Annotated in this window: 20 protein-coding genes; 16 read left to right on the top strand and 4 right to left on the bottom strand. The window is 71.2% G+C overall.

Annotated features, from left to right (window positions below):
• Positions 1-209: 209 nt before the first annotated feature.
• Both RBR11_RS17910 and RBR11_RS17905 read right to left on the bottom strand, forming a co-directional pair.
• Positions 210-1,325 carry a lactonase family protein gene (locus tag RBR11_RS17910; RefSeq protein ID WP_308490747.1) on the bottom strand — a complete coding sequence of 372 codons (1,116 nt, stop codon included), beginning with the start codon at positions 1,323-1,325 and terminating at the stop codon, positions 210-212.
• A gap of 1 nt (position 1,326) precedes the next feature.
• Positions 1,327-2,613, bottom strand: coding sequence for an adenylosuccinate synthase (locus RBR11_RS17905; RefSeq protein WP_308490746.1), 1,287 nt, complete (start codon positions 2,611-2,613; stop codon positions 1,327-1,329).
• 204 nt (positions 2,614-2,817) lie between these two features.
• Here RBR11_RS17905 and RBR11_RS17900 point away from each other — a divergent pair, with 204 nt between their 5' ends.
• On the top strand, positions 2,818-3,570 hold the full coding sequence (locus tag RBR11_RS17900; protein WP_308490745.1) for a hypothetical protein: 753 nt from the start codon (positions 2,818-2,820) through the stop codon (positions 3,568-3,570).
• Positions 3,571-3,608: 38 nt separating this feature from the next.
• Here the strand turns inward: RBR11_RS17900 and RBR11_RS17895 are convergent, their stop codons facing one another.
• Entirely contained in the window at positions 3,609-4,802 is a 1,194-nt protein-coding gene (locus RBR11_RS17895; RefSeq protein ID WP_308490744.1) for a cytochrome P450, read from the bottom strand.
• 292 nt (positions 4,803-5,094) lie between these two features.
• On the opposite strand from RBR11_RS17895, the gene RBR11_RS17890 reads away from it, so the two are divergent.
• The 7 genes from RBR11_RS17890 to RBR11_RS17860 all read left to right on the top strand — a co-directional run bounded on the left by RBR11_RS17890 (position 5,095) and on the right by RBR11_RS17860 (position 11,617).
• Entirely contained in the window at positions 5,095-6,060 is a 966-nt protein-coding gene (locus tag RBR11_RS17890; RefSeq protein WP_308490772.1) for an AAA family ATPase, read from the top strand.
• Between the two features lie 187 nt (positions 6,061-6,247).
• Entirely contained in the window at positions 6,248-7,153 is a 906-nt protein-coding gene (locus tag RBR11_RS17885) for a DUF58 domain-containing protein (RefSeq protein WP_308490743.1), read from the top strand.
• Positions 7,137-7,628, top strand: coding sequence for a hypothetical protein (locus tag RBR11_RS17880; RefSeq protein WP_308490742.1), 492 nt, complete (start codon positions 7,137-7,139; stop codon positions 7,626-7,628). Before RBR11_RS17885 ends, RBR11_RS17880 begins: the two co-directional genes overlap by 17 nt.
• Positions 7,619-8,602, top strand: coding sequence for a VWA domain-containing protein (locus RBR11_RS17875; RefSeq protein WP_308490741.1), 984 nt, complete (start codon positions 7,619-7,621; stop codon positions 8,600-8,602). Before RBR11_RS17880 ends, RBR11_RS17875 begins: the two co-directional genes overlap by 10 nt.
• Positions 8,599-9,690 (top strand): vWA domain-containing protein, encoded by a 1,092-nt coding sequence (locus RBR11_RS17870; protein WP_308490740.1) that lies wholly within the window; start codon positions 8,599-8,601, stop codon positions 9,688-9,690. The genes RBR11_RS17875 and RBR11_RS17870 overlap by 4 nt, the downstream gene beginning before the upstream one ends.
• The gene (locus RBR11_RS17865; protein WP_308490739.1) at positions 9,687-10,490 is read left to right on the top strand and encodes a hypothetical protein; all 804 of its coding nucleotides are present in this window, start codon (positions 9,687-9,689) and stop codon (positions 10,488-10,490) included. Before RBR11_RS17870 ends, RBR11_RS17865 begins: the two co-directional genes overlap by 4 nt.
• Before the next feature lie 86 nt (positions 10,491-10,576).
• Positions 10,577-11,617 (top strand): hypothetical protein, encoded by a 1,041-nt coding sequence (locus RBR11_RS17860; protein ID WP_308490738.1) that lies wholly within the window; start codon positions 10,577-10,579, stop codon positions 11,615-11,617.
• On the opposite strand, the gene RBR11_RS17855 is transcribed toward RBR11_RS17860, so the two are convergent.
• Positions 11,589-12,197 (bottom strand): hypothetical protein, encoded by a 609-nt coding sequence (locus RBR11_RS17855; protein WP_308490737.1) that lies wholly within the window; start codon positions 12,195-12,197, stop codon positions 11,589-11,591. The genes RBR11_RS17860 and RBR11_RS17855 overlap by 29 nt on opposite strands.
• Before the next feature lie 189 nt (positions 12,198-12,386).
• Here RBR11_RS17855 and RBR11_RS17850 point away from each other — a divergent pair, with 189 nt between their 5' ends.
• From RBR11_RS17850 to RBR11_RS17815, 8 genes are all read left to right on the top strand, one after another.
• Positions 12,387-13,121 carry a Pr6Pr family membrane protein gene (locus RBR11_RS17850; protein WP_308490736.1) on the top strand — a complete coding sequence of 245 codons (735 nt, stop codon included), beginning with the start codon at positions 12,387-12,389 and terminating at the stop codon, positions 13,119-13,121.
• A 45-nt stretch (positions 13,122-13,166) separates the two neighbouring features.
• Positions 13,167-13,397, top strand: a complete 231-nt coding sequence (locus RBR11_RS17845) for an AbrB/MazE/SpoVT family DNA-binding domain-containing protein (protein WP_308490735.1) — start codon at positions 13,167-13,169, stop codon at positions 13,395-13,397.
• Complete coding sequence (locus RBR11_RS17840; protein ID WP_308490734.1) at positions 13,381-13,797, top strand: PIN domain-containing protein; 417 nt, start codon at positions 13,381-13,383, stop codon at positions 13,795-13,797. The genes RBR11_RS17845 and RBR11_RS17840 overlap by 17 nt, the downstream gene beginning before the upstream one ends.
• A gap of 173 nt (positions 13,798-13,970) precedes the next feature.
• Entirely contained in the window at positions 13,971-15,419 is a 1,449-nt protein-coding gene (gene argG, locus RBR11_RS17835) for an argininosuccinate synthase (protein ID WP_308490733.1), read from the top strand.
• Positions 15,420-15,455: 36 nt separating this feature from the next.
• The gene (locus RBR11_RS17830; protein ID WP_308490732.1) at positions 15,456-16,622 is read left to right on the top strand and encodes a M20/M25/M40 family metallo-hydrolase; all 1,167 of its coding nucleotides are present in this window, start codon (positions 15,456-15,458) and stop codon (positions 16,620-16,622) included.
• Positions 16,619-17,428, top strand: a complete 810-nt coding sequence (locus tag RBR11_RS17825; protein WP_308490731.1) for a GNAT family N-acetyltransferase — start codon at positions 16,619-16,621, stop codon at positions 17,426-17,428. The genes RBR11_RS17830 and RBR11_RS17825 overlap by 4 nt, the downstream gene beginning before the upstream one ends.
• Positions 17,425-18,573, top strand: coding sequence for an o-succinylbenzoate synthase (gene menC, locus RBR11_RS17820; protein ID WP_308490730.1), 1,149 nt, complete (start codon positions 17,425-17,427; stop codon positions 18,571-18,573). The genes RBR11_RS17825 and menC overlap by 4 nt, the downstream gene beginning before the upstream one ends.
• A 231-nt stretch (positions 18,574-18,804) precedes the next feature.
• Complete coding sequence (locus tag RBR11_RS17815) at positions 18,805-20,034, top strand: integrase core domain-containing protein (protein WP_419956798.1); 1,230 nt, start codon at positions 18,805-18,807, stop codon at positions 20,032-20,034.
• The last annotated feature ends 26 nt before the right edge of the window (positions 20,035-20,060 follow it).

Raw genomic sequence — 20,060 nt, 5'->3', positions numbered from 1 at the left:
GCGGCGGGATGCCCCGGAGCAGGCGCCATCCTGCTCCGGGGCATCTTCGCGTCCGCGGGGTGCGGCCGCGGGGCTGATCCCGCGGTGCGGGCGGCGCGACGACCGCACGATCCTGCGACGAATGCACGATCGTTCCGCCGATGCGATCGTGCAGACGTCGCCCGATTGTGCAGACGTCGCCCGATCGTGCAGGCGTCGCCGTTCCGGGCTCAGCGCACGAGCAGCAGGTGCGTCGGCGTCGGCGCGGGAGTGCGGTGGCGGACGCGGCCGGGGGCGCCGGTGCGGTCGTCGATGTCGAGCACGCTGATCTCGTCCGAGCGCTGGCCGGAGACCAGCACGGCGCCGTCGTGCACGACGTGGTGGCGAGGCCAGTCGACGCCGGCGTCGGCGAGCGCGAGCGGCTCGACCCGTTCGCCGGATCCGCGCACGCGCAGAGCCGCGATGGTGTTGCTGCCGCGCACCCCGGCGTACAGGGTCGCGCCGTCGCGGGAGCGGCTGAGCTCGGCCGGGTAGTCGTGACCGGGGGTCGCGATCGCCGAGACGACGGTGCCGGCGACGAGGCCCCAGCGGCCCTCCCGGTCGGCGGCGAGAGTGAACAGCTCGCAGGAGTACTCGGTCACGACGTGCAGGTGCCCGCTCGGATGCACGACCATGTGCCGCGGGCCGGATCCACGCGGTAGCACGACCTCGTGATCGCGCACCAGCCCGGTCACGCCCGAGCGCCAGATGCGCACGAGATCGAAGCCGAGGTCGGTCGTCGCGATCCGGCCGTCCGGCAGGAAGGCGGCGGCGTGCGCGTGCGAGACGCGCGGGTTCCCGTGGGGATCGAGACGGTGCGGATCCGACGCGTGGGGATCCGTCGCCGCCTGCGGATCCTCGCCCTGGGTCGGCGGCTCCTCGCCGAACAGCGCGGCACGCACCTCGGCCGCCCTGTCGCGTCCGCCGGGGACGAGCGTGCCGTCCGCACCCAGGCCGATCCGCACGACCCGGCCGTCGCCGTAGCAGCTCGCGACGAGGAACCGCGCGTCGGGGGACACGGCCAGGTGGCAGACCGCGGCACCCGCGGAGACCGGGGCGCCGAGCGGAGTCAGTGCGCTCTCACCGGAGCGCGCGAAGGCCGCGACGCCCCCGGATCCCTCCAGCGCCGCGTAGACGACGTCGTGGGTCGGATGCGCGGCGAGCCAGGACGGCGACACGGCCGACGCGACCGCCCCGCGGTACGCGAGGGTCGTCGGCACACGGCCATCGGATCCGGCGAGCAGCCCGATCCCGGCGGCCTGGCCGTCCATGTCGGGGCCGTACCCGCCGACCCAGAATCGGGTCACGTCAGTCGAGCAGGTCGTGCCGGACGATGACCTCGTCGCGCTCCGGGCCGACGCCGATCACCGAGATGCGCGTGCCGGACATCTTCTCCAGGGCGAGCACGTAGTCCTGCGCGTTCTTCGGCAGATCCTCGAAGGTGCGGGCCGAGGAGATGTCCTCGCTCCAGCCCGGGAAGTACTCCAGGATCGGCTTCGCGTGGTGGAAGTCACTCTGGTTCACCGGCACGTCGTCGAAGCGCACGCCGTCGACGTCGTAGGCGACGCAGACGGGGATCTGCTCGAGACCGTCGAGGATGTCGAGCTTGGTCAGCACGAGGTCGGTGATGCCGTTGACCCGGGTCGCGTAGCGCGTGATCGGGGCGTCGTACCAGCCCACCCGGCGCGGGCGGCCGGTCGTGGTGCCGAACTCGAAACCGCGGGCGCGCAGCCATTCGCCCTGCTCGTCGAAGAGCTCGGTGGGGAACGGACCCGATCCGACGCGGGTCGTGTAGGCCTTGACGATGCCTACGATGCGGTCGAGGCGGCCGGGGCCCACCCCGGATCCGGTCGCCGCCCCGCCCGCCGTCGCGGAGGAGGAGGTGACGAACGGGTAGGTGCCGTGGTCGACGTCGAGCATGGTGGCCTGGCCGCCCTCGAACACGACGACCTCGCCGCGACTCAGCGCGTCGTCGAGCAGGTGGCTCGTGTCGGCGACCATGGGGCGCAGCCGCTCGGCGTAGGAGAGCAGATCCTCGATGATCTCGTCGCACGTGATCGCGCGGCGGTTGAACACCTTCACGAGCAGGTGGTTCTTCTGGTCGAGGGCGCCCTCCACCTTCTGCCGCAGGATGTTCTCGTCGAAGAGGTCCTGCACGCGGATCCCGACACGGTTGATCTTGTCGGCGTAGGCCGGGCCGATGCCGCGGCCGGTCGTGCCGATCATGCGCTTGCCGAGGAAGCGCTCGGTGACCTTGTCGAGCGTGCGGTGGTACTGCGTGATGATGTGCGCGTTGGCGCTCACCTTCAGGCGGGACGTGTCGATGCCGCGGGATCCGAGCGCCTCGAGCTCGCTGAACAGCACCTCGAGGTCGATCACGACGCCGTTGCCGATGACCGGGTTCACGCCGGGGGACAGGATCCCGGAGGGGAGCAGGTGCAGCGCGTACTTCTCGTCGCCGACGACGACCGTGTGCCCGGCGTTGTTGCCGCCGTTGAACTTGACGACCCAGTCGGTGCGCTCGCCGAGCAGGTCGGTGGCCTTGCCCTTGCCCTCGTCGCCCCACTGGACGCCGACGATCACGATTCCTGGCATGGGTGCATCCCCCTTGGGTGCGGCCGGTGGCCGCCGTGCTTTTCGCCGGGTTTGCACCGGCCGATGAGCTGGCCCGATCGGGCGGCTTCATCCTATCGGAGGGCACCGACGCGGCGGCCGGGAGGGGTTGCCTTCCAGGAACGGGCGGGTATCGTGAGGCGGACGCGCGGCGACACGCGTCGCGCGGAACGGAACGACCAGGTCATGACGCACGCGACGGAACCCAGCTGGGCGACCCCGCGCGTGATGCCCACCGGGTCCGCGTCGCGCCGGCGGCGGGCGATCGTGCTGCTCGGGATCGCGGTCGTGGTGCTGGCCTGCGCGAACGCCGTCGTCCTGGGCTTCGTGCTCCTGCGGCACGCCCCCGTCGACGCCTCGACCGGATCCGACGTCTCGGCCCAGGCGGGCGGCCACGGCAACCCGATCAACGGGCTGGCCGGCGAGGGCGGAGGAGGGCCGGGCGGTCCCGCGCTGCCGACCCCGACGATCCCGACCCCCACGCCCTGGGACGAGCCCACCCCGCCGCCGGTCGATCCGGCCGCACCGTCCACGCCTTCGGATCCGTCCTCACCCGCCCCGGCACCGGTCGCCCCGGCACCGCCCTCCACACCCGCAGCCCCGGCCGCCCCGGCCGCGCCGGCGCCCACGGCACCCGCCGCACCGGCTCCGGCGCCGCTCGCGTTCCTCGGGCTGACCGAGAACTCGACGGCAGGGCTGTTCGGCATCCGCATCGCGAACGGCTACACCCTCTCGCTGTCGGGCCAGCCGGGCGCGACCGCGACCGTGACCTACGGGTCCTCGCGCGCCGGATCCGTCCGCTTCGACGGCGCCGGCCACGCGTCGATCACCCTCGGCCGTTCCCTCGTCGATCTCGGCACCGACGATCCGCTGATCCGCGTCGCCTACTCCGACGGCACCCCCGGCGCCCCGATCGAGGCCCGCCGCAGCTCGCTCTGAACGTGCTCGTTCCGAGTGGAGGGACCGGCGCGGCCCGGCTAGGCGCCGGGCGTGAACCGGATCGGGAATCGCACAGGCCCCGTGTTGCCGGACACCGGGAGCCACTCGCCGGGACCGTCCGGCACCGCGTCGGGCATCCGGCGGGCGAGCAGGGGCAGTGCGACCGACATGTCGGTGCGGGCGACGAAGTGGCCGAGGCAGTGGTGGATCCCGCCGCCGAAGCCGGAGTGCAGCGGGCGGTCCTCGACGCGCAGGTCGAAACCGGGATCCTCGCCCATCCTCGACGGATCCGTGCCGATCGCGTGCGAGAGCACCTGCACGATCCCGCCCTTCGGCACCTGCAGGCCGTTCAGGTCCACGTCCTCGAGCGCCTCGCGGGTGACCCAGGTGACGGTCGGGTTGACGCGCATGACCTCCTCGACCGCGCGAGCGCCGAGGTCGGGGCGCTCGGCGAGCAGCGCCCACTGGTCCGGGTGAGCGAGGAAGGTCTGCAGCGCGAGCCCGAGCTGGTTGCGCGTCGTCTCCATTCCGGCGAACGCGAGGAAGACGAGGGCGACGGAGAGCTCGCGGCGGCTCAGCGCATCGCCGTCCTCGTGCGCCTGCACGAGCGTCGTCACGAGATCGCCGCGCGGGTGCGCCATCCGGTCGGCCACGACCGCCTCGATGTAGCCCGTGAGGCCCTCGAGCGCGGCCTCGATGCGCGGCAGGTCGTGACGCACGTTGATGCCGAAGGACTTGCCGAGGTCGTCGGCCCAGTGCGCGACCTGCGGCCACTCGTCGTCCGGCAGGCCGAGCAGCAGGCACAGGATCCGCGACGCGTACGGCTCGGCGAACTCGCTCACGAACTCGACGGATCCGCGGGGCGCGAAGGCGTCGATGAGGTCGTCCGCGAGCGCCTGGAACTGCGGCCGCATCGCCTCGATCGTCTTGTTCCGGAACGCCGGGCCGAGGAGCTTGCGCATCCGCAGGTGGTCGGCGCCCTCGATGCTGAGCAGGGTCTCAGCCCACCACTGCTGCCAGGGGCCCTCGTGGATGCCGTTCTGCGCCGGCCAGCGCGCGTTGCCCTGCTGGAACCGCCGGTCCTTGAGCAGCGCGGTGCCCTCCTCGTACCGCAGCACCGCCCAGCCGTACGGCGTCTCGGCGTACCAGCCGCCGTCGCGGGCGGCGTGCACCTCCTCGGAGTTGACGTCGAAGGCGGGGTCGGAGAGGTCGAGGAACGGCGCTGTTCTCATGCGGTGAGCCTAGTGGGGGCAGGCCCGCGCCCACGGCCTGCGCCTCCGGACCGTGTTCGGCCGGTCGCGGTGGGGAGCACTCCCCCCTCGGCCTGGCGCTGTCAGGACCGGCGGTTACCCTGGCAGAGGCCGTTGCACGCGCGGACAGAACCAGGGGGATCCTCACGTGAGCCAGATGAACGACGCCTCGCCGCAGTACGCCGGTGCTCCCGGGGTGCAGACGCCGCCCGCTCCTCCGGCCGGGACCGTCCCCCCGGCAGCAGGGACCAAGCCCGCACCGACCGACGCCGAGATGGCCGAGGCCCGGCGGATCCTGGGCATCGTCACCGAGGCGTACTCCCAGCGCATGGTCGGGCAGGACCGGCTGCGCACCAGCCTGCTGCTCGCGCTCATGGCCGGCGGGCACATCCTCCTCGAGTCCGTGCCCGGCCTCGCCAAGACGACCGCGGCGAGCACCCTCGCCGACACCGTCAAGGCCGACTTCAAGCGGATCCAGTGCACCCCCGACCTGCTGCCGAGCGACATCACCGGCACGCAGATCTACGACGCGGCGAGCGGATCCTTCCGCACCGTGCTCGGACCCGTGCACGCGAACTTCGTGCTGCTCGACGAGATCAACCGCTCGAGCGCGAAGACGCAGTCGGCGATGCTCGAGGCGATGCAGGAGCGGCAGACCACGATCGGCGGCGAGATCCACCGGGTGCCGCGGCCGTTCCTCGTCATCGCGACGCAGAACCCGATCGAGCAGGAGGGCACGTACGAGCTGCCCGAGGCGCAGATGGACCGCTTCCTGCTCAAGGAGATCGTGGAGTACCCGAGCCCGGCCGACGAGCTCGAGGTGCTCGCCCGGATCGACTCCGGGGCCCTCGACCCGGACCGGCACGCGCAGACGACGATCAGCCTCACCGAGGTCGAGAAGCTGCAGGACATCGCGTCGCGCGTCTACGTGGATCCAGCGATCCGCAACTACATCGTCTCCCTCGTCTACGTCACCCGGAACCCGGTGCCCTACATCGGCGAGACGCTCGGCGGGTACATCAAATACGGATCCAGCCCGCGCGGATCCATCGCGTTCCTGCAGGCGTCGCGGGCGCTCGCGCTGCTCTCCGGGCGGTCGTACGTGATCCCCGAGGACGTGCGGAACCTCCGCCACCTCGTGCTCCGCCACCGCGTGCTGCTCACGTTCGAGGCGGAGGCCGAGGACGTGCGCAGCGAGGACGTCATCGACGCCGTCTTCGGCGCCGTGCCCACCCCCTGACCATGACTCACGTCGGCTGCATCGTCCGGCTCGGAGATGGATTTCGCTTCCCCGAGGCGCTTCGCGGCGGCGTTTTCCATCTTCGGTCCGCCGGACGGCCGGCTCGCGGATGGATTTCGCTCCTGCGAGACGGATCGAAGCGACGTTCTCCATCTGCGACCGGATCGCGCCTCACACGAAGGACACCATGGCCAGCCTGCTGACGCCGGTGAAGGGGAAGCTCTTCATCCACTCGTCGCGAAAGTCGACGCACGCGCTCGACGGCGCGTACGCGTCGCTGCTGCGCGGGCACAGTCTCGACTTCGACGACCTGCGCGCGTACGAGTACGGCGACCAGATCCGCGACATCGACTGGAAGGCGACCGCCCGGCACGGCTCCCCCGTGGTGCGGCGCTCGCTCGCGACCCGCATGCACACGGTGCTGTTCGCCGTCGACACCGGGCTGTCGATGACCGCGCTCGCGCACGACGACACGCCGAAGAAGGATCTGGCGATCCTCGCCGTGGGCGTGCTGGGGCTGCTCGCGCTCCGACACGGCGACGACTTCTGCCTGGTCAGCGGCGATTCCACCGCGGTCAGGCGGCGTGAGATCGGCCGCAGCGAGGCCGCGCTCGAGCACGCCCTGCGCACGATCGACCGGGCCGTCGACGCGGCCGAGGCGCCGAGCGACCGGGACGCGCTGCTGTCGTACATCGCCCGCACGATCGCGCGGCGGATGATCGTCGTCGTCCTCACCGACGACACCCCGCTCGGAGAGGAGACCGAACGGCTGCTGCGACGGCTCCGCGTGCAGCACGACGTGCTCTGGATCACGCTGCGCGACGCCGAGCCGATCCTGGATTCGACGGGCTCGGGGACCGGCGCGCTGCGACACCGCCGCGACGTCGGCTCGCACTGGGGCGTGCCGGAGTTCCTGCACGGCGACGCCGAGCTGGCCGCCGAACTGCACGCCGCCGACGCCGTCGAGGAGGCGCACCGCGAGTCGCTGCTGCGCAGCCTCGCGATCACCCATGTCGCCCTCTCCGCGCAGGACGAGGCCGTGGGAGCGCTGCTGACGATGCTGGATGCGAGGTCGCATGTCCGGCACGGATGAGCTGTACCCGCCCGCGCAGTACGGCGGGGGCTGGATCCTGCTCGCGATCGGCGTGCTCGTCGTGATCGCGGCGGCGGGCTGGCTCGTCGTCGTGCTGACCCGTCCGCGCCGCGCGGTCGCGGTCGCCGCCGGCCCCGCGCCGTTGCCCGGCCTCACCGCCGACGTCGCCACCGTGCTGCGCCAGGAGTATCTCGGCGCGATCGCGCAGATCGAGGCCGACTACCGCGCTGGCTCCAGCGACGCCCGCCGCGCCAACCTCGACCTCAGCCGCGTGGTGCGCGGCTTCGTGAACGAGTACAGCGGCATCGAGGCGCCCGTGCTGGCCCTCGACGACCTCGTGCGCATGGGCGTGCACCCCTCACTCATCGACGCGATCGGGCGCAACTACTACCCGAGCATCTTCCGGCGCACGGCGCCGATCGACCCGCTCGCGGGGATCGAGGCCGCCCGTCAGGTGGTGACGACGTGGTACTAGCCAACCCCTGGATGCTGCTCGCCGTCGTCGGCGCCCTGCTCCTCGCGATCGCGCTCGGCGTGCTGCTCGGGCTGCGCGGCGGGCGCGGCGCGGCGGCATCCGGCGTGCCGGTGTCCCGCGCCGAGCGGATCCGCACCCTCCCCGCGTTCCGACGCGCGGTGCGGCGACGGCAGGCGGCGCTGGCCGGGGTGGTCGCGCTGGGAGTCCTCGCGGTCGTGCTCGGCGGGGTCGTCGCGGCGCGCCCGATCGCGCAGCGGACGGTGCAGCCGGTGTCCACGAACCGCGACATCATGCTGTGCCTGGACGTCTCGGGATCCATGACCGACGTCGACAAGGAGATCGCGTCGATCTTCGACCGGCTGGCGAACGGCTTCAAGGGGGAGCGGATCGGGCTGACGATCTTCAACAGCTCGGCCGTGCAGGTCTTCCCGCTCACCGACGACTACTCCTTCATCCAGGAGCACCTGCGCAGCCTGATGAAAGGCTTCGACTACACCACCGAGGTGCCGGAGCAGTGGGTCGGCACGATGAACGGGGTCGGCGCCTCGCTCATCGGCGACGGGCTCGCCTCGTGCGCGCTGCGCTTCGACCACGCCGACGAGCAGCGCGCCCGCTCGATCATCCTCGCCACCGACAACGAGCTGAACGGATCCCCGATCGTGTCGCTGAAGGAGGCCGCCGACTACGCCGCCTCGAAGAAGATCAGGATCTACACGATCAACCCCGTCGTCGGCGTCGACGTGCCCAACAGCACGGACCTCGCGGCCGCCGCGACGACGACCGGCGGCAAGGCGTACGCCCTCCGCGAGACGACCACGGTCGGCGACATCATCGACGAGGTGCAGAAGCAGGAGGCGTCGCAGCTCAAGGGGCAGTCGACGGTCATCTGGGCCGACGTGCCTCAGCTGGGGATCGCCGCCCTGCTCGTCATCGCGCTCGGCTTCGTCGTGCTGCTGTGGAGGGTGCGCCTGTGATCCTCCAGCCCGTGATCGCGCCGCTCCTGGCGATCCTGCTCGTGCTGCCCGTGCTGGCCGCGGCGGTGTGGATGCTCGTGCGCTCCATCCCGGTCGTTGAGCGAGCGAAGCGAAACGAAACGCGGCTCGTCGCGGACGGCGTTTCGTCTCGGTCGCGCTTCGCGCGTCCTCGCTCAACGACCGGAGGAGTAACGATCTGGGCCCTCCGGATCCTGCTCGTGCTCGCCTGCGGTGTCCTGCTGCTGCGCCCCGGGATCCCGGGCGGGCAGGTGCGCACGCTCGCCTCCGCCACCGACGTGGTGATCGCCGTGGACACCACCGCGAGCATGGTCGCCGAGGACTGGAACGGCAAGGAGCAGCGCCTCGCCGGCATCCGCGCGGACGTGCGGGCCCTCGTCGCCGCCTACCCGGGCGCGCGGTTCGCGCTCCTCACGTTCGACGCGAACCCGATCCTGCGCCTGCCGCTGACGACCGACAGCGGCGCGCTCGTCTCCGCGGTCGACGTGCTGCAGCCCGAGGTGACCCGGCAGTCGAAGGGCAGCTCGATCGGGATCGCGAACCGGCTCGTCGCGCAGACCCTGCAGAGCGCGCAGAAGGCGTCGCCGGATCGCGCCCGGCTGTTCTTCTATCTCGGCGACGGCGAGCAGACCGTGACGTCGAGCCCGGAGTCGTTCAGCGGGGCCAAGCAGTACGTCTCCGGCGGCGGGGTGCTCGGCTACGGCACGGCGGCCGGCGGCCCGATGCGGGAGACCACCGGCGCGTTCGGCGGCGCGGGCGCCTACATCCAGTACCAAGGCGCGAACGCGCTGAGCAGGATCGACGAGAAGAACCTGCAGAGGATCGCGTCCGACCTCGGCGTGACCTACCAGCACCGCACCGCGCAGAAGAAGGCGGCGTTCCCGCCCGCGCCGACCTCGACCGATGCGTACCGGGAGAACGATCCGCTCACCCAGCCCACCGACCTGTCCTGGATCGTGGCGCTCGTGATCGTGGCGCTGCTCTGCGTCGAGATCGCCCGGGCGACGACCCTGGTCGTGCGCATGCGCGGGCTGTCGATCCGGCCGCAGACCCCGGGAGGCGACGCATGACGATGTCACCCCCGGTCCCTGACGCTCTCGAAGGGACCCCGGAGCAGGATCCGTCGGCCGCGCACGCGCTCCTCGCCGCGAACCGGCGGCGCCGCCTCGCCCGGCGCTGGATCGCAGGGGGCTCGGTTCCTCTGCTGCTCGTCGCCGCACTCTTCGTCGGCAAGGTGATCAGCCTGTACGCCTTCGCCTCCCAGTCGATCAGCGCATATGCGGCCGGGGACTACTCCGGATCCGTGAGCGCCGCCCACGGCCTCGACCCGGCCAACTGGTTCGAGCCCTACAAGGCGCCGTACGACCAGGGTGTCGGGCTGGCCGAGTCCGGCGAGCTCGCTGCGGGCGAGAAGAAGTTCACCGAGTCGCTGAAGCTCGCGCACGGGCTCGAGGTGTGCGCGGTGCGGTTCAACCTCGCGATCGTGCTGGAGCGGGAGGGCGACGCGGCCGCCGACCGGAAGGACCACGTGGCGGCGGCGGAGTTCTACGCGAAGGCGCTGCAGGTGAACGCGGACCGGCCGAAGGAGTGCGACAGCCCGCAGGCGCAGCAGCAGTCGCCGGATCCGCAGCGCGACATCGGGCAGTCGAACAAGGATCAGCAGGAGCGGCTGAAGCAGAAGCAGCAGGATCAGCAACAGCAGAACCCGGATCAGGGCCGGACCCCGCCGCCGCCCCCGCAGCCGCAGTCGCCCGACCCGCAGAAGCTCGACGACCTGCAGAAGCAGCTGCAGCAGGGCGAGCAGGATCGCCAGCAGAACCAGAAGAACGGCACCGACGGCGGCAGCACCGGGACGGACAAGCCATGGTAAACCGCAGCGATCAGCCCCGGTACGTCGCCGATTCGACCGGCGCTCCGCCCCTCCCTCCGCCCGGCGGGTATCGAGGTGCGCGGCGCGTGCCCTCGGCAGTCGTCGAGCGAGTGCGGCGAGACGAAACGCCGCCTGCCACGAACCCCGTTTCGTCTCCCTCCGGCTTCGCCGGTGCTCGCTCAACGACCCCGGGCCGGGGGAAGACCGTCCTCGGCTGGATCGCCCTCTCCGGCGCGATCCTCTTCGCCGTCTTCCTGGTGATCCTCGCGGCGATCGGCGATGCAGAAGCGTTCTTCGGTGCGACGATGCTCGTGCTGCAGCTCGTGGTGCTCGGACTCGTCGTGGCCGCCCTCGCGACCCGCGGCGGCCGGATCCTGGGCGCCGCGGCCCTCACGGTCGCTCTCGTGCTGAACATCGGAACGATGGGGGCGCTGGGAGCCGTCCGGGCCGCCGCGACCGGATCCGCTGCGGGCCACAAGACCGAGACGCAGAAGCTCTGGGAGGCGTATCCGGGCATCAAGGGCAAGGATCCGAACGGCTTCGTCGCCCAGCAGTCGCTCGAGGGTCTGCAGGCCCTCGCCGACGAGACGCTCACCGACGTCCGCGCCCAGCTGACCGCGAAGTACGGCCTCACCTGGGTGAAGGTCGACGACGGCCAGGCTCGGCCCGAGCGCAACGGCTACGGCGGCGAGTCGATGCTGGTCCGCTACAGCGCTCCGGTGTGGGCGACCAGGCAGCCGGTGACGGGATACGCGCACAAGCTCGCCGTGATGCGCACGATCGAGACGGTGATCAAGGCGCACGGCTGGCGCGGCATGATCGCGTTCAACGACCCGGCCAGCGGCATCGACCCGAGCGTGCTGCCGAAGATGTACGGCGGATCCGCCCCGCAGACGCAGGTGCAGTGGGAGTGGTTCAGCGACGAGCAGCCGGATCCGGGCTGGTTCTACGCCACGACGGTCGACCTCGCCAACGACAGCACCGGCGCGTACCGCACCTCGAGGGAGCAGACCTCGCAGCGCACCGGGGAGCCGCTCGAGGGGCTGCAGCTCGCGGTCGTGGGCCGGTACATGCTCAGCACCAGCAAGGTCGACGCGTTCAAGAATGCCCTGACGAAGTACCCCTGAGCTTGTCCGCGACCTCGAGGAGCCGCCCGCGCCGGACGCCCCAGCCGGTACTCCCGCTTCGGGGAGCCACGTCGATCTCGAGGAGCCGGCCGTCGTGCATCGTCAAGAAGACGTGCGCATAGCGTCCTCGGAACGGTTTCCGGATGTCGGCGGCGAGGACACTGTCGTGTCCGATCTCGAGCACGGTTCTTGCTCTGGAATGGAAAGCGAATTGAGACCTGGGCTCCTCGATCCGGGCCGTCGCACCGTGCCAGAGGATCCAGCCAGGTCCGGTCGCCCAGAGCGTCTCGTCGCCCACGGCACATCGCACCTGTCGAACGATGACCCAGTCCGACGCGGCGGTTCGTCGCGCATGCCCGCGTGCGTTCATCGCCACCGGAAACAGCCCCCATCCCTGGAGAAGTGCAGCGAGGAACAAGAGGCCCGCCAGCACGCTACTGATGACGGCGGGTCCCGAGGCCGACCTCAGAATGATCGCAACCGCATAGAGGGCGGAACCAGCCGCGAGGACACTCCCTAAGAACAACTTCGCAATGCCCATGGCAGGTCCGTCAAGAACCATCAGGCGCTTTTGCCTCACCAATCCATCCTTCGTCGGCCGTGGTTCCTCGCGCTAGGAGGCCGGCTCGGTGCCGGTGGAGCCCACAGCGCCCATGATTGCTGAGGGGAGCCAGAGAAACGCAAATCTATCGCGCCGGCGATTTCTGGAGCCGATGTATCGGACTTCCGCGATCCCGCGATCCGCGCGTCCGGGCGCTAGGTTCAAGACATGCAGATGCCCGCCCCGGCCTCCGTCGCGCCGCCGACGTCCCGCGCCCTGGTCTACCCGACGGTCTGGTCGATCGTGCGCCTGGTCGGAGCGCTCGCGATCCTCGCCGCGATCGCGAATCAGCTCGTCGTGACGGTCGGCAACGCGCTGCAGGCGACCACGCCGTACGGGTCGCACGTGCCGACCGTGATCGCGAACTTCCTCAGCTTCTTCACGATCGAGTCGAATCTCGGCACCGCGATCGTGCTGATCCTCGCCGCGATCTGGGGCCTGCGCTCGCGCGGCGCCGGCCCGGAGCCGCGCTGGCTCGCGATCCCGCTCGCCTGCACGGCCACGTACATGATCGTCACCGGCGTCGTCTACAACACCCTGCTGCGCAACATCGAGCTGCCGCAGGGCACGACCGTGGCGTGGGCGAACGAGATGATGCACGTCGTCGCCCCGCTGCTCATGCTCGCCGACGTGCTGTTCGCCCCGCGCCGGCGATGCCTCGGCTGGGGCATCGTCGGCGTCATCGCGGCGTTCCCGATCCTGTGGGCGGTCTACACGCTCGTGCGCGCGAACCTCGTGATCAACCCGCGCACCGGCGCGCACAGCTGGTACCCGTACCCGTTCCTCGACCCGGCGAACGTCGGCGGCTACGCGGGCGTCGCCGCATACATCGCCGGCATCGCCGTCGTGATCATCGTGGCCGGCACCGGCGTGGTCTGGGCCTCGCGCAAGCGCGGGTCGTAGCCATCGACCTGGGGCCGCATGCCATCGGAATGGTATTCTGATGGCATGAAGGCGACCATGGACAAGGCAGGGCGGATCGTGATCCCCGCGGTCATCCGCGAGCGCCTGGGCATGGTTCCGGGTCCCGTGGATCTGATCATCGACGGCGACGGGATCCGGATCGAGATCGAGACGCACGCCAACGTCGTCGAGAAGGACGGGATCCTGGTGATCACCGGCGGTCCCACGCTCACCGCCGATGACATCAGGGAGTTGCGTCTTGCCGATCAGCGCTGACCTGCTCCTGGACACCAGCGCATCTCTCGCGCTCCTGCACGACACGAACCCCGCTCACGAAGAGGTCCTCGCCATCACCCACGGTCTGACCCGGGGCCTCGCGGGACATGCGCTTTTCGAAACCTACTCCGTCATGACGCGCCTGCCGGGCGAGGCCCGCGTCGATCGCGGCCTCGCCCGGCAGCTGATCGCGCGCGCCTTCCCCGCATCCGTCGCGCTCCCACCGGACATCGCGCTCGACGCCGTGACGATGCTCAGCGAAGCGGGCATCGCCGGCGGAGCCGTCTACGACGGCCTGGTCGGGCTCGCCGCGCGCGCCGCCGGGATCCCCCTGCTGTCCTGCGACCGGCGTGCCATGCCGACCTACGCGGCCCTCGGCGTCGACGTCCGCCTCGTCTGAGCCGCGAGGCGCCCGGGCCGGACATCCGGCGGGAGCTAGGACGGCTGGCGGTGGATCCCGACCCCGATCTCCCGCCACACGTATCCCCGCCCGCCACATGACCCGGGCGCCGCCACCGGCCCGCACCGATGACCCGTCGAAACCCGCGAAACGCCGCCGATACACTGGATCCCATGTCCAAGGTCCTCCAGTCCCTGCCCGTCGGCGAGCGCGTCGGCATCGCTTTCTCGGGAGGGCTCGACACCTCCGTGGCCGTCGCGTGGATGCGCGACAAGGGCGCCGTGCCGTACACCTACACCGGCGACCTCGGGCAGCCCGACGAGGACGACATCGCGTCGATCCCCGGCCGCGCGCTCGAGTACGGCGCCGAGGACTCGCGCCTCATCGACTGCAAGACCGCGCTCGTCGAGGAGGGCTTCGTCGCCCTCGCCTGCGGCGCATTCCACATCCGCTCCGGCGGCAAGACCTACTTCAACACGACCCCGATCGGCCGCGCCGTCACGGGCACGCTGCTCGTGCGCGCCATGAAGGAGGACGGCGTCGACATCTGGGGCGACGGATCCACCTACAAGGGCAACGACATCGAGCGGTTCTACCGCTACGGCCTGCTCGCCAACCCGCGCCTGCGCATCTACAAGCCGTGGCTCGACGCCGACTTCGTCACCGAGCTCGGCGGGCGCCAGGAGATGAGCGAGTGGCTCGTCGCGCACGGCTTCCCCTACCGCGACTCCGCCGAGAAGGCGTACTCGACCGACGCCAACATCTGGGGCGCGACGCACGAGGCGAAGACCCTCGAGCACCTGAACGTCTCGCTCGAGACCGTCGACCCGATCATGGGCGTGAAGTACTGGGATCCGTCCGTCGCGATCGACGCCGAGGACGTCACCGTCACGTTCGAGGCCGGCCGCCCCGTCGCGCTCAACGGCGTCGCGTTCGCGGACCCGGTCGAGCTCGTGTTCGAGGCGAACCGCATCGGCGGCCGGCACGGCCTCGGCATGAGCGACCAGATCGAGAACCGCATCATCGAGGCGAAGTCGCGCGGCATCTACGAGGCCCCGGGCATGGCGCTGCTGTTCATCGCCTACGAGCGCCTCGTCAACGGCATCCTCAACGAGGACACCCTCGCGACCTACCACGAGCAGGGCCGGCGCCTGGGCCGCCTCATGTACGAGGGGCGCTGGCTCGAGCCGCAGTCGCTCATGCTGCGCGAGTCGATCCAGCGCTGGGTCGGATCCACGATCTCCGGCACCGTCACGATCCGCCTGCGCCGCGGCGACGACTGGACGATCCTCGACACCGTCTCCCCGAACCTGTCCTACAGCCCGGAGAAGCTCTCCATGGAGCGAGTCGGCGACGCCGCGTTCGGCCCGGTCGACCGGATCGGCCAGCTCACGATGCGCAACCTCGACATCGCCGACTCGCGCGCCCGCCTGGAGCAGTACGCGGGCCTCGGCCTCGTCGGCGGCGCCACCGGCGAGCTCGTCGGCCGCGTGACCGCGGGCGAGGCGAACGAGATCTCGGGCGCGGTCGAGGGCACCACCCTCGCCGAGACCGAGGAGGCACTGGCCGACGCGGTCGACGCCGCGAGCGAGGGCGCCGCCTTCGACGCCGGGACCGACTGAGCGCGGAGCGCATCCGAACGAGAGGCGGGGGTCGGCATGACGGTTCAGGATCCGCGTCTCGCTGATCTCGTCCGCCTCGCCGAGGAGCGCGTCGACGCCGTCACCGCCGACGCGATCGCCCTGATGCGGATCGAGTCGCCGTCCGCCGACCACGCAGCGGTCGCGGTGAGCGCGGACGCGGTCGCCGCGTACCTGGCCGACGTCCTGGGCGCCGAGCCCGAGCGGATCACGATCGACGGCGTCAGCCACGTGCGGCTGCGGTTCGGATCGGGCCCGACCCGGGTGGTGCTCCTCGCGCATCACGACACGGTGTGGCCGCACGGCACGCTCGACCGGCTGCCCGCGCGGGTCGTCGACGGCGCGCTGCGCGGTCCCGGATCCGTCGACATGAAGACCGGCCTCGTGCTGGGCGTGCACGCGCTGCGGATCCTCCGCGAGCACGGCGTCGACCTCGACGGCACGACCCTGCTCGTCACCGGCGACGAGGAGCTCGGATCCCCGTCCTCCCGCGCCCTCATCGAGGAGACGGCCCGCGGCGCGGCCGCCGCGCTCGTGCTGGAGGCGGGCGGCGACGCCGGCGAGGTGAAGACCGAGCGCAAGGGAACGGCGATGTACCGGCTCACGGTGCGGGGCCGCGCCTCGCACGCCGGTCTCGCTCCCGACGCCGGGATCAATGCGACCGTCGGCCTCGCTCAGGCCGTGCTCGCGGTCGCCGCGCTGCACGCCTCCGAGCCCGGGCTCAGCGTCGTGCCGACCGTGATCTCCGGCGGCACCACGACGAACACCGTGCCCGCCGAGGCCCATGTCGACGTCGACGCGCGCGCAAGCACCGTCGCCGCGCAGTTGCGCTGCGACGCCGCGATCCGGGCGATCGCGATCGACCTGCCCGGCGCCGAGCTGCTCGTCGAGGGCGGCCCGAACCGCGCCCCGCTCGAGGCCGCGGCGAGCGCGGGCCTGTTCGCCCGCGCTCAGCGCCTCGCGGCGGCGCACGGGATGGACGAGCTGCGCCCGATCGCGGTCGGCGGCGGATCCGACGGCAACTTCACCGCCGGGATCGGCGTGCCCACGCTCGACGGGCTCGGTGCGTGGGGCGGCGGCGCGCATGCCGAGGACGAGCACGCGGTCGTGGCGGGGCTCGGGCCTCGCCTCGCGCTGCTGACGGCGCTCGTGGCCGACCTCCTCGGCGAGGAGGGGCCCCGATGAGCGCGGCCGGCGCTCCGACCGCGGTCCCGACCGGGGTGACGATCCGCATGCTCGACGACCAGGCCGATCTCGCCGCCCTCATCCGCGTCTTCGATCGGATCTGGGGTACGGGCCCCGGCCGCACGATGCTCGACCTGCCCACCCTCGTCGCGCTGCGCGGCGGCGGACACTTCGTGTCGGGGGCGTTCGTCGGCGACGAACTGGTCGGCGGCTGCATCGGCTTCCACGTCGAGCCACTCGGTCGCACGCTGCACTCGCACATCGCCGGCGTGCTGCCCGCGTACGCGTCCGCCGGGGTCGGGCGCGCGCTCAAACAGCACCAGCGCGAGTGGTGCCGCGATCGCGGCATCGACACGATCCGGTGGACGTTCGATCCGCTCATCGCCCGCAACGCGCACTTCAACCTCAGCTCGCTGGGCGCGGTGCCGTACGCGTTCGCCGCGAACTACTACGGGGTGATGAGCGACGGGATCAACGCGGGTGACGAGAGCGACCGGCTCACGGTCGCGTGGGCGGTCGCGGACGCGGAGCGCCGCCCGCCCTTCCTCGCCGACGACGCCGCTCCGCTCCTGGACGCGACCGCCGACGGCCGCCCCGTCGTCGACACCTCGGCGCTGCTCGCCGATCGGGTGTCCGCGCGGATCCCGTCCGACATCGAGCGGATGCGCCTCGATGCGCCCGCCCTCGCCCGCTCCTGGCGTCTCGCCCTGCGCGACGCCCTCTCCGTCGTCGTCGGATCCGCCGACTGGATCCCGGTCGGCTTCGACGCCGCCGACCGCTACGTCTTCTCCCGGAGGTCCGCATGATCATCGAGTCGGTCCAGCTGCGCGAGCTCTCCCTGCCGCTCGTCGCCCCGTTCACCACCTCGTTCGGCACGCAGACCCGCAAGCAGACCTATCTGCTCCGCATCGCCGGCACCGTGCAGACCGCCGCGGGCGCCGTGCCGACCGTGGGCTGGGGCGAGTGCGTCGCCCTGGCCGACCCGGTCTACTCGTCGGAGTACCTCGCCGGCGCCCGGGCCGTGACCGAGCGGTACCTGATCCCGGCGCTGCGCGCCGTGCAGGAATCGGGGACCGAGATCACCGCCGAGACCGTCGCCGCGCGCCTCGAGCACTTCGTCGGGCACCGGATGGCCAAGGCCGCCGTCGAGATGGCGGTGCTCGACGCGCAGCTGCGCGCGCACGGGGTCTCCTTCGCCGAGTACCTGGGCGCCACCCGGACCGCGATCCCCTCGGGCGTCTCGGTCGGGATCCAGGACTCGATCGAGGATCTGCTCCGCGTCGTCGGCGGGTACCTGGACGAGGGGTACGTGCGGATCAAGCTGAAGATCCGGCCTGGCTGGGATGTCGAGCCGGTCGCGGCCATGCGACGCGCGTTCGGCGACGACGTGCCGCTGCAGGTCGACGCGAACGCCGCCTACACGCTCGTCGACTCGCGTCAGTTGCGCCGGCTCGACGAGTTCGGCCTGCTGCTCATCGAGCAGCCGCTCGCCGAGGACGACCTGCTGCAGCACGCGACGCTCGCGACGCTCATGCAGACTCCGATGTGCCTGGACGAGTCGATCGAGTCCGCCAAGGACGCCGCCGACGCGATCGCACTCGGCGCCGCCTCGGTGCTCAACATCAAGCCGGGCCGGGTCGGCGGGTACCTTGAGGCGCGGCGGATCCACGACCTCGCTCGGGCGCACGGCGTCGCCGTGTGGTGCGGCGGAATGCTCGAGACGGGGCTCGGCCGCGCCGCGAACGCCGGCCTCGCCGCGCTCGACGGCTTCACCCTGCCCGGCGACGTCTCCGCGTCCGGCCGGTTCTACGCCGAGGACATCACCGAGCCGATCGTGCTCGACGCCGGCACCGTCGCCGTGCCGACCTCGCCCGGGCTCGGCGCGGTGCCGATCCCGGAGATCCTGGACCGGCACGCCGGCCCGGTCGCGGAGCTCTGGGCGCGCGGCTGAGGTCGCGCTTCCCTCCCGACCCTCTCTTCTCGGATCCGGGTTCGCTCGCGCTGTCTATTCCTGTCGGCGCTGCCGTTTCACGGACCCGGAATCGCTCGCGCTGTCCTTCCCCGACCGCGCGCCGGAAAGCGGTGCTGTTATGTCTCAGGACATCGGTGACGGTTCTGTATCAGGACATCGGTGACAGTTCTGGGGGTCTTGGTGGTGACACTTCTCGGCTCAGATTGAGCGGTGTCGAAGAATGAACCTGTTGATGCGCGTGTCCGTCTCGCGATCTCTCGTTGGCCTGCGGATGCTCCGCGTGGGGCGGTGACGTCGTTTTGTCGAGAGCACGAGATCTCGCGGAAGACGTTCTATGTGCTGCTCGCTCGTGCGCGGGAGAAGGGCCCGGCGGCGGTGCTGGAGCCGCAGTCTCGTCGTCCGTCCGCGTCGCCGGCGAAGATCGGCGAGGAGGTGAAGCGGAGCGCGCTGGACGTGCGGGCAGCGCTGGAGCGATCCGGGCTCGACTACGGGCCGATCAGCGTGCACGACAAGATGACATCGATGGGATTCACGACCCCGTCGATCGCCTCACTCGCACGGATCTTCCGCGAAGCGGGCGTCGCCCGGGTGGAGCCAAAGAAGAAGCCGCGGTCCGCGTTCCGACGGTTCGTGTATCCCGCTCCGAACGCGTGCTGGCAACTCGATGCGACCGAGTACGTCCTCGCGGGCGGACGGACCTGCGTGATCTTCCAGCTCACCGATGATCATGCTCGTCTCGCGGTCGCGTCGCATGTCGCGAGGGCGGAGACGAGCAAGGGCGCGGTCACGGTGATGGAGAAGGGGATCGCCCGGCATGGGGTCCCGCAGCGGCTCCTCACGGATAACGGTGCCGCATTGAACCCGCACCGCCGCGGCATCGTCAGTCAGCTCGTCGCCTACGTGAGCACGCTCGGCGTCGTCGCGATCACCGGGAAGCCCGGGCACCCCATGACCCAGGGCAAGAACGAGCGATTCCACCAGACCCTGTTCCGATGGTTGGACAAGCAGCCCCTCGCCGGGACGATCGAGGAACTCCAACATCTCGTGGACCGGTTCGACGTGATCTACAACACCGAGCGCCCGCACCAGGCGCTTCCCGGTCGGAGCACCCCGCAACAGGCCTGGGACGCGACACCGAAAGCTCCCGCGCCAGAGCCAGACCCTGACGCTGCCACCCATCCCGGGGCGACTGGAGATGCCGTCCGGATCGTCCGCACGCACGGCGACATCAGCATCCGCGGCACCACATTCCAACTCGGGAACGAGTTCGCCGGCACTCAAGTCCACGCGATCTGGAACCCCGCCCTGATCATGATCTTCGACGAGCGCGGCACCCTCATCATCGAACACCCCTGGCCACAACCCGGCACCCGCTACGTCGGCAACGGCAGACCCCGAGGATCGGCCCCCAGAAGACGCCCACTGTCACCGATGTCCTGAGACACCAACTGTCACCGATGTCCTGA

The organism is Microbacterium capsulatum, from assembly GCF_030865425.1.
GTDB lineage: Bacteria > Actinomycetota > Actinomycetes > Actinomycetales > Microbacteriaceae > Microbacterium > Microbacterium capsulatum.
The sequence above is the reverse complement of the archived record's forward strand: the minus strand, read 5'-3'. Positions and strand labels throughout refer to the sequence as shown.

Excerpts from the sequence above, each read along its gene's own strand:
- RBR11_RS17845 (WP_308490735.1), top strand. The coding sequence starts at position 13,167 with ATGAAGGCGACCATGGACAAGGCAGGGCGGATCGTGATCCCCGCGGTC.
- RBR11_RS17890 (WP_308490772.1), top strand. The coding sequence starts at position 5,095 with ATGGCCGAGGCCCGGCGGATCCTGGGCATCGTCACCGAGGCGTACTCC.
- RBR11_RS17885 (WP_308490743.1), top strand. The coding sequence starts at position 6,248 with ATGGCCAGCCTGCTGACGCCGGTGAAGGGGAAGCTCTTCATCCACTCG.
- RBR11_RS17865 (WP_308490739.1), top strand. The coding sequence starts at position 9,687 with ATGACGATGTCACCCCCGGTCCCTGACGCTCTCGAAGGGACCCCGGAG.
- menC (WP_308490730.1), top strand. The coding sequence starts at position 17,425 with ATGATCATCGAGTCGGTCCAGCTGCGCGAGCTCTCCCTGCCGCTCGTC.
- RBR11_RS17895 (WP_308490744.1), bottom strand. The coding sequence starts at position 4,802 with ATGAGAACAGCGCCGTTCCTCGACCTCTCCGACCCCGCCTTCGACGTC.
- RBR11_RS17850 (WP_308490736.1), top strand. The coding sequence starts at position 12,387 with ATGCAGATGCCCGCCCCGGCCTCCGTCGCGCCGCCGACGTCCCGCGCC.
- RBR11_RS17905 (WP_308490746.1), bottom strand. The coding sequence starts at position 2,613 with ATGCCAGGAATCGTGATCGTCGGCGTCCAGTGGGGCGACGAGGGCAAG.
- RBR11_RS17880 (WP_308490742.1), top strand. The coding sequence starts at position 7,137 with ATGTCCGGCACGGATGAGCTGTACCCGCCCGCGCAGTACGGCGGGGGC.
- RBR11_RS17825 (WP_308490731.1), top strand. The coding sequence starts at position 16,619 with ATGAGCGCGGCCGGCGCTCCGACCGCGGTCCCGACCGGGGTGACGATC.
- argG (WP_308490733.1), top strand. The coding sequence starts at position 13,971 with ATGTCCAAGGTCCTCCAGTCCCTGCCCGTCGGCGAGCGCGTCGGCATC.
- RBR11_RS17830 (WP_308490732.1), top strand. The coding sequence starts at position 15,456 with ATGACGGTTCAGGATCCGCGTCTCGCTGATCTCGTCCGCCTCGCCGAG.
- RBR11_RS17900 (WP_308490745.1), top strand. The coding sequence starts at position 2,818 with ATGACGCACGCGACGGAACCCAGCTGGGCGACCCCGCGCGTGATGCCC.